Genomic DNA, 11,119 nt, shown 5'->3' with positions numbered 1-11,119 from the left:
CCCTGCAGGCTCGGCCAGCTCCGCTCGAAGAACTCCGAGGTGAGACCGCTGCCCACCGCGTCGTAGGACCGCCCGTACTGGTCGAACCAGTCCTCCCGGCTAGCGTCAGTCGGCAGTCGAGACTTCTGGAGGGCATGTGCGCCGACCATCCACGCGCTGGCTGCTGCAGGAGCCGTCGGCCGGAGACGGGCCGCTGCTGTTCGCCTTCCCGTACGCCGGATCCGGCGCGTCCTCGCTGCGGCGCTGGCCCGGGCGGATCGGGGAGGCCGAGGTCCATCCCGTGCAGCTTCCCGGCCGGGAGTACCGGATCAAGGAAGATCCGTACCGCGACTTCGAGACGTTCGCCAAGGACGCCGTCGAGGCGCTCCTGCCCTACCTGGCGCGGCCGTACGCGCTCATCGGCCACTGCATGGGCGCGCTGCTCGCGCACGCGTTCGCCACCCGCGCCATGGAGATCGGCGTCCGGGCGCCCGAGCGGCTGTTCGTCTCGGCGTCCCTGACGCCGAGCCGGGGTTTCTACGGCTACTACCACCCGTGGATGTCCGACCACCGCATCGCCGCGGAGCTCCGGCGCGTCGCCGGAGACCTCGGCGACGGGGCCATCCCGGACGAGCTGGTGTCGTTGTCGGTGCGGGTCCTGCGGCAGGACGTGCGGATGTGCCTGGACTACGCGCCGCCGGCCAAGGCGATCGGGGTGCCGATCAGCGCCATCGGCTGGGCGGACGACCTCGACGTGGGACCGGACGACCTGGCCGAGTGGCAGGAGTACGGCGAGACACGCGTCCACCTGCTTCCCGGGGATCCGCTGAACTTCCTGGCCGGTGCCACCGGGCTCAGGAAGGTCATCGAGGAAGATCTCGACTACTGATGCGAAGAGGATGAGCGCCGTGTCTGCACCCGCGACGATTCCCGAGCTTCTCGCCAGAACCGTCGGAACCCATCCGGACCTGCCCGCCGTCAGCGACGAAGAGACCAGCCTCAGCTACGCGGAACTGGCCGAGCGGGCGGACGCCGTCGCGCACGAACTGGTCAGGCTCGGCGTGCGGGAGGAGGACCGGATCGGCGTCCACCTGCCGCGCGGCGTCGGCGCCGTGGTGACGGTGCTCGGCGTGCTGCGCGCGGGAGCGGCGTACGTGCCGATCGACGTCAGCTATCCCAGGTTGCGGCGCGAGCAGATGGTGAAGGCCGGCCGCCTGCGCCTGCTGCTCACCGATCCCGGCACGACCAGGCGGCCGGCCGGTCTGCCCGTGGAGGTGGCCGAGCTGGACTGGCGCGTCCTGCCCCCCGCTTCGGGTCCGGCGGCACATGTCGCCCCGCAGAGCGCGGCCTGTGTCCTGTTCACCTCCGGATCCACCGGTCAGCCCAAAGGCGTCGTGCTGGAACACCGCCACATGGTCGCCTTCGCCACGGACACCGCCCTCCCCACGGTCGGCCCCGGCGACCGGATGGCGCAGGCGTCGAACCTGTCCTTCGACACCTTCACCTTCGAACTGCTGCGTAGCATGGCCGGCGCCGCGGACCTGGTCGTGATGCCCGCCTTCGCCGACCTCATCGGCGCCGACCTGCGGCGGCAACTCCGGCGGCACCGCGTCACCGCGATGCTGGCTCCCGCCATCGCGCTCAACCAGGTCGCCCGCCACGACCGCGAGGCGTTCGCCTCCCTGCGGGTCCTGTGCTCGGGCGGCGACGTGCTGCTCGCCGAGACCTGCCGCGAGCTGCGGGCCGGAGGCTTCTCCGGGGACCTGCTCAACCTGTACGGCCCGACCGAGGCCACCGTGGCCTGCACCGCCCAGCGGGTCCAGGAGCTGCCCGACGACTGCACCCGGGTCCCCATCGGCCGTTCGACCGCGTCAGCGCGTCTGTACGTCCTGGACGATCAGCTCGCCCCCGCCTCCACCGGTGAGCTGTACGTCGGCGGCGCCGCCGTCGGACGCGGCTACCTGGACCAGCCCGGACACACGGCGCAACGCTTCGTCGCCGACCCGTTCGCCGCGAACGGCACCCGCATGTACGCCACCGGGGACCTGGTGCGTACCGGCGCCGACGGAGCCCTCGAATACCTCGGCCGCGTCGACAGCCAGGTCAAGATCTCCGGCCACCGGGTCGAGCCCGCCGAGATCGAACGCACCTTCTACCAGCACCCGCACGTGGGCGAGGTCGCGGTGACGGCAGTGGGAGAGCCCGGCGACCTGCGCCTGGTCGCCTTCGTCATCCCCGTGGCCGAGGAGTTCTCACCCGTCGGCGTGCGCGCCTTCCTCACCGAGCGTCTGCCCGCCGCCTACGTCCCCGCCGAATTCGTCGTCCTGGACTCCATGCCGCTGGACGCGCATGGCAAACGGGACTGGGCACGGCTGCGCGAGGCCGCCGAGGACCGCTCCCGGCGGCGGCGCACCTACGAACCTCCGCGCACCGCCACCGAGCGCTACCTCGTCCAGCTCTGGGAGGAACTGCTCCGCGTGGAGTCGATCAGCGTCCACGACGACTTCTTCGGCCTCGGCGGCCACTCCCTCCTCGCCGCTCGCGGCCGCATGCGCATCCGCCGCGACCTCAAGACCGACCTTCCACCTGAGGTGGTCTTCGAGAACAGCGTGGTGGAGGACCTCGCCAAGGTCATCGACCAGACCAGACCCTCCGTCGCCTGATGGTGCTCGCCGGTCCGCCCGTGCGCGAGCCGGCCCGCACCCCGGCAAGGCCGCAAGCCCGAGCCCAGCGCCTGCGCCTGCGCCTGCGCCTGCGCCTGCGCCTGCGCCTGCGTCAGCGTCAGCGTCAGCGAAGCGTCTGTGATCCGATGACGGACAGCACCTGCAGCTTCTCGTAGCTCTCGCTCCCGGGAATGGCGGTGTAGACGAGCAGCGAGTGAGCCTGGCCCGGGTCGACCAGCCTCTGGCAGGTGAGCTCCAGGGCGCCGACCTCGGGGTGGACGAAGTGCTTGACCTCGCGCGGGCGGATGCCGATCTCGTGGTCACCCCACACCCGCCGGAACTCCTCGCTGCAGGCCAGGAGCAGGTCGGCGAGGTGCGCGGCTCGGGAGCCGGGGCCACGGAGGGTAACGATCTCACGCAGCCCCGAGGCGAACATCCGGGTGAGAAACGGATGCTCTTCCGGCGCGTAGATCTGCCGGGTGGCGGGGTCGGTGAACCACCGGTACCCCGTGCTGCGGGCCGACCCGGTGTATCGGGTCGTGTCGCCGGTGAGCGCGACACCCATCGGGGTCTGCCGCAGGGTCTCGCCGAGTTCGGTGACGATCTCCGCGGGCGTGTCGTTCAGCCGATCGAGAACCCGCAGCAGGCCGGGGCTGATGTGATCGCCGAATGCTCCCCTCGTCGGCGGGTTGTGCCCGGCGAGGCGGAACAGGTGGTCTCGCTCGTCGAGTGACAGATGCAGCCCCTGGGCGATCGAGGCGAGCATCTGGTTCGACGGCTGCGGCCCGCGCTCCCGCTCGAGCCGGGCGTAGTAGTCGGTCGACATGTTGCACAGGGACGCGACCTCCTCGCGCCGTAGCCCGCTGGTCCTGCGACGCGGCCCGCGCGGGAGACCGACGTCTTCGGGTTGCAGAGCCTCCCGGCGATTCCGGAGGAACTCCGCCAGCCCGGTGCGATCGATCACGACGCTCCCTCTTCTCGGGTCCGGCTTCGTTTCTACCAGCAGCGCGCAGAGGTAACCACGGACTGCCGATCCGCCCATCCCGAGCTGAACGGTGGCCCGGGGAGCCGGGGATCGGGAGGTCCTGGATAGGTCTCCGCCGTCCGCCGAAGATCGACGTCAACCCACGACGACAACATGAAGGAGCAGAACCAATGCCACGCACACGAATCGACATCACCGTTCCCGACCTGTCCGGAAAACGCGCCGTCGTCACCGGAGCAAGCGACGGGATGGGCCTGGGAATCGCCACTCGACTGGCCGCGGCCGGCGCGGAGGTGATCATGCCCGTCCGCAGTCCGCGCAAGGGCGAGACCGCGATCACCACGATCAGGCAGGCCGTCCCCGGCGCGAACGTCTCACTGCGCAGCCTCGACCTGTCCTCGCTCGACTCCGTCGCGGCCCTCGGCGAGGACCTGCGAGGAGAGGGCCGCCCGATCCACATCCTCATCAACAACGCCGGCGTCATGACCCCACCCGACCGGCAGACGACCGCCGACGGGTTCGAGCTGCAGTTCGGCACCAACCACCTGGGCCACTTCGCCCTCGTCGGGCACCTGCTGCCCCTTCTCCGTGCCGGACGGGCACGCGTGACAGCCCAGGTCAGCATCGCCGCCCGTCGGGGCGCCATCAACTGGGACGACCTGAACTGGGAACGCGGCTACCACGGGCAGCGCGCCTACAGTCAGTCCAAGATCGCGTTCGGGCTGTTCGGCCTCGAACTGGACCGTCGCAGCAAGGCCCACGGTTGGGGCATCACCAGCAACCTCTCCCACCCCGGGGTGGCACCCACCAGCCTCCTGGCCGCTCGTCCCGAGCTCGGCCGTAGCCAGGACACCCCGCAGGTCCGCCTGATCCGCGCGCTGTCGGCCCGGGGCATCCTCCTCGGCACGGTCGAGACGGCAACACTGCCCGCGCTCATGGCCGCGACCGGCCCCGACGCCAAAGCCGGCACCCTCTACGGGCCCAGCGGCCCCGGCAACCTCGGCGGCCCGCCCGCCGAGCACCGGATGTACTCCCCGCTGCGCAGCACGGACGACGCCCTACGCATCTGGGAGATCTCCGAGCAACTGACCAAGACGGCCATCCCGGCCCACACGGGAGTGCAATGAGTTCTGTCACCCGTCGCACCGCCAGGCCGCAAAGCCCCTGGTGGGCCGTCATCGGTGCCGGCGTGGACACTCACGTCTCATCGAGGAGGGAAAGCGCCCGCATCCACGAATGACCGGCTCGCGCGCCCGCTCGGTCGCGAGCCCGCATGAACGGCGAAATGCCGAAGGTTCAACTCATTCACAGAATGATCGTCTGCGCGCTACTCTGCCTCCGGCCCAACGGAAACGGAGACCGTGGATGCACAGATTAGCCAGATCCCGTTTTGCCCTGCCCTTGGTCGGGGCCATAGTCGCCGCCACCCTGATCGCCACCGCACCCGCCGCGTCAGCCGCGCCCGCGCGCGGCAACGGACACCGGGTCACCGTCATGGTCCACGGGTTCGACCGTGAGGCCGACATCAGCTGCTCCGGCGCATGGAACAGCGCCAAGCAAGTGCTGAACGCCAACGGTTGGGGCGACGTCGTCACCTTCGGTTACTACAACAAGGCCACCAACTGCGACCTCAGGCTCCAGGGGACCACCGACACGCGCATCCAGGAGGTCGGCCGCCAGTTCGCGTGGACCATCTACTACCTGTACTCCAGCAAGGACGTGGCGATCGACGTCGTCACGCACTCCATGGGCGGTCTGGTCGCGAAGGCGGCCATCGAAGGCGTCAACCGGTACGGCGTGGGCAAGCCGCCGCCCGACCTGAGCGGGCTGACGGTCGATCCGAACAACCTGGGCGCGACCGTGTGGCCCAGAGCCTGGCCCCCATTCCTGTACATCGAGGACATGGTCACGTTCGCCACCCCGCACCAGGGCATCGGCAGCGCGGTGGTGACCGCGTGCGCCATCACCCACGAGCAGTGCAGCGACATGCGTCCGGGCAGCGGCTTCATCAGCTGGCTGGGAAAGCAGCCGCTCTCCCAGATGGGCACGGACTACACCTTCCTCGCCTCGAAGCACGACGACACGGTCAGCTCCGACTCGGCGACCAACAAGCGCACTGCCCACCATTGGGCACTCTACGGCTCGAACGCCGACGGCGGCACGCTGAGCCACACCTCCATCCGGAACACCTCGACCGGCGACTGGCAGGCGTCGTACGGGGGAGAGTTCAGCGACGAGGGTGAGGGCTCGTACCCCGCGCCGCTCCTGCGGATGATGGACGGCCTGTACGACCAGCAGGCCCAGTAACGCGCGGACGCGTCCTCCCCCTTGCGGCGAAGGGGGAGGACGCGTCGGTGGGTTATGGGTATTCGGTGAGGTTTGCGACGTTTGTGGAGGAGTTGCTCGGGCCTCCCGTGGAATTGATGACATGGGCGATGGTTCCGGTGCCGCCCAGGGAGACCGTCACCATGTGGTGGAAGCGGACCCCCGGCGTGTTCGGCACTTCGAAGGCCCGGTCGGCCACCACCCCGGGGTTGGCGCTGAAGTAGCAGTAGCTGCCCAGCCCCCAGGCCTCGTGCGAGGTGACCGAAGCGGCGACCTTGTAGGCGGCCCAGCCACGGGTGGAGCCGTTCATCCAGGACGCCTGGTTGGGCGGGTCGTAGGGCATCTCGTTCTGGAAGAAGTAGGTCCGCCCGCCGTTGCCGTTCCAGATGACCTGGTACTGGTGGTAGTGCTCGACGAACAGCCCGTAGAACGTCACGTTGTCGCCGTTGACGACGAGCCCGTTGACGGTCGTGTTGGTGTTCCACCCGACGCCGCTGCCGTGGTCGGCCCGCCAGATCCAGGTGTGATCACCGATCACGTCGTCGCTGTTGATCACCAGGCTCTGTGACGCCTTGCCCACCCCGGCGCCGCCGACGCGGAAGAAGACGTCGTGCAGCGAGGTGGGGTTGGCCGCGTGTGAGGCCGCCGAGCCCGCCGGGCCGACCTGCATGAGCGTCGCCGAGTTCACGGTCCCGGCGTCGATCAGCAGCCCGGCGACCTTGACGCCGTCCACGTCGGCGACGGTCAGCGCCGTGATGCCGTTGTCGGGTACGAACGTCGCCAGCCCGAGACCGAGCACCACGGTGTCGGCCCTGGTGACCCTGATCGTGTCGTTCAGATGGTAGACGCCCGGCGTGACCAGCAGGTTCTTGCCCGCGGCCAGTGCCGCGTTGATGTCACCGGCGGTGTTGCCCGGCTTGACGACGAAGAACTGGCTGATCGGCAGCGACGTGCCCGCACCCGGCCACGACACCCCGGCGGAGTTGGACTTCAGCGCGGGCACGAACACCTGGTAGGCCCCCGCCGCGTCGATGTAGAGGAACGGCTTCTCCCGTACCACCGGCGCCTGCCCCACCGTCGTGTACGGCGGGCTGGGGAAGGTGTTGCCCGGCGCGCCGTACACCCCGACGAAGGTCATGTTCCAGTTCGACCCGCTCCAGGACCCGAAGGCCGAATTGCGGGAGATCCACTGCTGTTGCGACCCGGACCTGACCTGACCGTCGATCCGCGAGTCGGAGATCCACCCGCCGCTCGACCAGCCGCCGTCGTCCAACTGCAGGTTTCCGCGCACATGCATGCGCCGGTACGGCGCCGCCTGCGAGACCGCCCACCGGTCCGTGCCGCCCGCCGGGGTGACCGAGAGGTTCTCGGCGGAGCGCCAGAAGTTCTGCGTGGCGTTGCCGCCGAACCAGTCGGCCTCGGCGTGCACGGCCCCGTTGATGGTCACCGCGTCCGGCGTCTGTCCCAGGCCGAGGACCTGGGTGTAGAAGCCGACGTTGACGTCCACGTTGTAGGTGCCCGGCTTGAACAGCAGCGCGTACCGGTTGGACCCGAACTGGTTGGACTGCTGCTGGCCGAACACCGAGTTGAGCTGCGACTGGATGGTGGACGCGGGCATCGACGGGTCGAAGACGCGCACGTTCGGCCCCAGGTCGGGATCGGGGCCGCCACCGCCCGACAGGGTGAACGACTGCGCCGCCGTGCTGTTGCAGGTGTACTGCTGCAGTTGCACGCTGTCGGCCGTGGAGGCGCCCGACACGTCGAGGCACTTGCCGCTGTTCCTGTTGACCAGGTGGTACGTGCCGCCGGACTCCTCCACCGGCAGCCACTGCTGGTTGTTGCCGCCGCCGTAGGCCCACAGCTGGACCGGCGCGCTGTCGGCGGTCGAGACGCCGGTCACGTCCCAGGCCTGCGCGGCGTTGAGCGAGCTGTTGACCCGGTAGTAGCCGCCGCTGGTGGCCTGGAACTGCCAGAGCTGGGCGCCGCTGCCGTTGCACGCGTACTGCTGGACGGCGGTGCCGTTGGCGGTGGCGGCGGAGCGGGCGTCGACGCACTTGCCGCTGTGCTTGGCGACCACGGTGGTCAGGCCGGTGGGGACGGCCGCCTGCGCGACCGGCATGAGGACGAACCCGGCCGCGACCAGCACGAGGACGACGAGGGCCCGCATCAGAACCCCGCCGTCAGCCGGGTGAAGTCCCAGGCGTTCTGGGAGACGCCGCTGCAGGTCTCGGACAGGCCTCCGGAGCAGGGGCGGTCGCGGTTGACCGACCAGAAGGCGAGCCTGGTCAGGCCATGGGAGTTGGCGTAGTCGCGGATCTGGGTCCAGGTGGCGACCGAGGTGACCTCCGACTGGTCGGACAGGCCGTTCATGCCGGAGATGCCCATGTGCGCGTACGCCGTGGCGTCCGACCAGCCGAACGCCGACTTCAGGGCGTTCTTCAGGCCTTCAGCCGCGTTGACCGTGCTCTGGTACATGTTGGACCCGCCGCCGAAGTCGAACGGCATGATCGTGTAGTTGTCGATCGGGACGCCGAGCTCCTTCGACCGGTTGATCAGCCGGGTGCCCGCGCCGGCCGGGCCGCTGGTGGAGGTGCCGAAGGTGACGACCACCTTGACGTTCGGGTTGTTCGCCTTGACGATCTTGAGGCCGTTGAGTATGCGGTCCTGGACGGTGTAGTTCTCGTACTCGTCGGTGTTCTCGATGTCGAAGTCGACGGCCGCGGGTCCCACGGCGTTGATGACCTGCTGCACGGCGCCCGCGTACGCCTCGGGCGTGGCGCAGTTGGGGCCGAGCTTGTTGCCCGACCAGCCGCCGAAGGAGATCTGGACGCTGCCGCCCTTGGACTTGATCGTGTTGATCGCCTGCTGGTCGGCGCCGCCGGTCAGCGCACGCGAGCCGTCCCAGCGTGGCGTGCAGCCGCCGCCGGACAGGATGAAGGCCATCGTGAAGGACTTCACGCCGGTCGCGTCCATGACCGTGCCCGGGTTGGGCGGGCTCCCCCACCCCATGTAGAGGTACGGGGCGCCGGGCAGCTTGCCGGGATTGGGGGTGCCGCCGCCGGAGGGCAGCGTCCACTTCTGGTTGGCGCCGGTGCCGCAGCTCCAGATCTGCAGGGGCGTGCCGTCGGCCGAGCTGACGTTGGTGGCGTCCAGGCACTTGCCGAGCGCTCGCAGGGTGCCGTCGGAGGCGGCCGTCCACTGCTGCGCGGCGGTGCCGTTGCAGTCGTAGATCTGCACCTTGGCGCCGTCGGCGCTGCTCGCGCCCGCCACGTCCAGGCACTTGCCGAGTGCGCGGATCGTGCCGTCGGACTGCGTGGTCCACGACTGGGCGGCGGTGCCGTTGCAGGTCCAGAGCTGGACCTGGGTGCCGTTGGCGCTGTTGGCGCCGGCGACGTCGACGCACTTGCCGCCGTAGCCGGTGATCTGGCCGGTGGCGGCCGAGGCCGGGGAAGCGAGGCCCGCCACGGCTAACGCCGTCACGGAGGCAAGGATGATTCCTCGTCTTTTCATGGGGGGTGTCACCTTCTGTGGGGGGTGTACGCCGGCGGCTGTGCCGCCGGCGTGGGTGAACACCATGGCTAAGAGAAATCCACGGTCGTGACCTCATGGTGACCTTACGGTGACCTTACAGGAGCGTCAATACTTAATTTAAGGGTTGACGGCAACTTCGTACGCAGCCCTCAGGCACCCAGGAACTGATCCACCACCAGGATGGCGGCGCCGAGCTTGACGCCCTCCGACCCCAGGTGAGCGGCCCCGATCGCGACGCGGTCGTAGGAATGGCGCAGCGCGGAGCGCTCCGTGGCCGTCAGGATCGCGGGCAGGTGGTCGCGGGCGAGCAGCAGGCCCGCCCAGCCGCCCAGCACGATGCGCTCGGGATTGAGCAGGTTGATCAGGCTCGCCAGCCCCGCGCCCAGGTGGCCGACGGCCTCGTCGAACAGGGGACGCGCGCCCGGGTCGGCCAGCAGCGCCGCGAACGCGCTCTCCTCCTCGATGCCCGCCAGGTCGATCCCCGCCCTGGCGAGGACCGACTCGGCGCCGACGTAGGCCTCCAGACAACCGCGCGCACCGCAGCGGCAGGGGCGGCCGTCGGCGATCACCGTGGTATGGCCCCACTCCCCCGCCCCACCGGACACGCCGCGGACGGTGATGCCGCCGGTGATGATGCAGGCGCCGACCCCGCTGCCGATCAACACCATGATCATGTAGTCGCTGCCCCGTCCCGCGCCGAACCAGTGCTCGGCCAGGCCCAGCGTCATGGCGCCGTTGTCGACGAACACGGGCAGGCCGGGGAGCATGTCGGCCAGCCGTACCCCGCTCCAGCCGAACGTCGGCGAGTCGACGACCGAGCCCCGCACCATGCCGGGGACGCCGACGCCGACGCCGAGGACCCGGCCGGGCTCAACCCCCGCCTGCGCGATCACGGCGGCGACGCCTTCGCGGATGTGGCCGGCCACCAGGTCGGGAGCGTGCCGTCCTGGGCGCAGCGGGGTCTCGGCCTTGGCCCGTGGCGTCATGGACAGGTCGAACAGCTCCACCCCGACGCGGGTCTCCCCCACCTCGACGCCGACCGCGTAGGCGTGGTGGGCGTTGACGCGGAGCTGGACGCGCGGCCGGCCGCCGTCCGACTCGACCCTGCCCACCTCGACGACGATCCCGTCGGACAGCAGGCCGGTGACGACGTTGCTCACCGTGGCGGGGCTCAGGCCGGTCGCCTGGGCGAGCTCGAACCTGCTGCGCTCGCCGTCGAAGAAGAGCGTGCGCAGCAGCACGGCCCTGTTGGTACGCCGCACGTCACGCGACGTTCCCCGCTGCGGCCGGATCATAGGGTGAAGTCTAGGCTCCCCTTCCTCACCAGGCCGGCCAGCAGCTCCTTGACCTCGGTCGCCTCGTAGCGGTCGCGATCGAAGGGGCCGATGATCAGCGGGCCGTCGTCGGGGCTGTCGGGCAGCCGGCCGTGGCTGCCCCGGACCGGTGCCGGGTCGAGTGGCACCACCGGCATCGTGTAGCGGAAGCCCAGCTTCTTCTTGGCCAGCGCGGCGGCGGCGCGGAGCTTGACGAACGGGTCACTTGGGTTCATGAACAGCTCGGCGGGGTCGTAGCCGGGTTTGCGGTGGATGTCCACGAGCCTGGCGAAATCGGGGGCGCGGTCGTCGGAGAGCCAGTA

Annotated in this window: 8 protein-coding genes and 1 pseudogene; 4 read left to right on the top strand and 5 right to left on the bottom strand. The window is 69.9% G+C overall.

What is annotated here, in order from left to right; all coding sequences use genetic code 11:
• Positions 1-136: 136 nt before the first annotated feature.
• Positions 137-868, top strand: a complete 732-nt coding sequence (locus tag ACWDX9_RS52940; protein WP_350737293.1) for a thioesterase II family protein — start codon at positions 137-139, stop codon at positions 866-868.
• A gap of 19 nt (positions 869-887) precedes the next feature.
• On the top strand, positions 888-2,642 hold the full coding sequence (locus tag ACWDX9_RS52935) for a non-ribosomal peptide synthetase (protein ID WP_449969603.1): 1,755 nt from the start codon (positions 888-890) through the stop codon (positions 2,640-2,642).
• Positions 2,643-2,766: 124 nt separating this feature from the next.
• Here ACWDX9_RS52935 and ACWDX9_RS52930 read toward each other — a convergent pair whose 3' ends face one another.
• Positions 2,767-3,606 (bottom strand): helix-turn-helix transcriptional regulator, encoded by an 840-nt coding sequence (locus ACWDX9_RS52930; RefSeq protein WP_449969601.1) that lies wholly within the window; start codon positions 3,604-3,606, stop codon positions 2,767-2,769.
• A 191-nt stretch (positions 3,607-3,797) separates the two neighbouring features.
• On the opposite strand from ACWDX9_RS52930, the gene ACWDX9_RS52925 reads away from it, so the two are divergent.
• Both ACWDX9_RS52925 and ACWDX9_RS52920 read left to right on the top strand, forming a co-directional pair.
• Positions 3,798-4,754 carry an SDR family oxidoreductase gene (locus ACWDX9_RS52925; RefSeq protein WP_449969598.1) on the top strand — a complete coding sequence of 319 codons (957 nt, stop codon included), beginning with the start codon at positions 3,798-3,800 and terminating at the stop codon, positions 4,752-4,754.
• 238 nt (positions 4,755-4,992) lie between these two features.
• Positions 4,993-5,934 (top strand): esterase/lipase family protein, encoded by a 942-nt coding sequence (locus ACWDX9_RS52920; protein ID WP_449969595.1) that lies wholly within the window; start codon positions 4,993-4,995, stop codon positions 5,932-5,934.
• A 52-nt stretch (positions 5,935-5,986) separates the two neighbouring features.
• Here the strand turns inward: ACWDX9_RS52920 and ACWDX9_RS52915 are convergent, their stop codons facing one another.
• The 4 genes and pseudogenes from ACWDX9_RS52915 to ACWDX9_RS52900 form a co-directional block, all read right to left on the bottom strand.
• Positions 5,987-8,119: an RICIN domain-containing protein gene (locus tag ACWDX9_RS52915; protein ID WP_449969592.1), complete on the bottom strand. Its 2,133-nt coding sequence runs from the start codon at positions 8,117-8,119 to the stop codon at positions 5,987-5,989.
• Positions 8,119-9,432, bottom strand: coding sequence for a ricin-type beta-trefoil lectin domain protein (locus ACWDX9_RS52910; RefSeq protein ID WP_449969590.1), 1,314 nt, complete (start codon positions 9,430-9,432; stop codon positions 8,119-8,121). Before ACWDX9_RS52910 ends, ACWDX9_RS52915 begins: the two co-directional genes overlap by 1 nt.
• A 200-nt stretch (positions 9,433-9,632) precedes the next feature.
• Positions 9,633-10,778 (bottom strand): ROK family protein, encoded by a 1,146-nt coding sequence (locus tag ACWDX9_RS52905; RefSeq protein WP_449969587.1) that lies wholly within the window; start codon positions 10,776-10,778, stop codon positions 9,633-9,635.
• A pseudogene (locus tag ACWDX9_RS52900) lies at positions 10,775-11,119 on the bottom strand (alkaline phosphatase family protein); the annotation flags it as partial. The pseudogene ACWDX9_RS52900 and the gene ACWDX9_RS52905, both read right to left, overlap by 4 nt.

It is taken from the genome of Nonomuraea sp. NPDC003201, assembly GCF_053590415.1.
The sequence above is the reverse complement of the archived record's forward strand: the minus strand, read 5'-3'. Positions and strand labels throughout refer to the sequence as shown.

Bases quoted from the DNA above. Each gene is read 5' to 3' on its own strand.
- ACWDX9_RS52920 (WP_449969595.1), top strand. From the start codon at position 4,993: ATGCACAGATTAGCCAGATCCCGTTTTGCCCTGCCCTTGGTCGGGGCC.
- ACWDX9_RS52915 (WP_449969592.1), bottom strand. From the start codon at position 8,119: ATGCGGGCCCTCGTCGTCCTCGTGCTGGTCGCGGCCGGGTTCGTCCTC.
- ACWDX9_RS52905 (WP_449969587.1), bottom strand. From the start codon at position 10,778: ATGATCCGGCCGCAGCGGGGAACGTCGCGTGACGTGCGGCGTACCAAC.
- ACWDX9_RS52925 (WP_449969598.1), top strand. From the start codon at position 3,798: ATGCCACGCACACGAATCGACATCACCGTTCCCGACCTGTCCGGAAAA.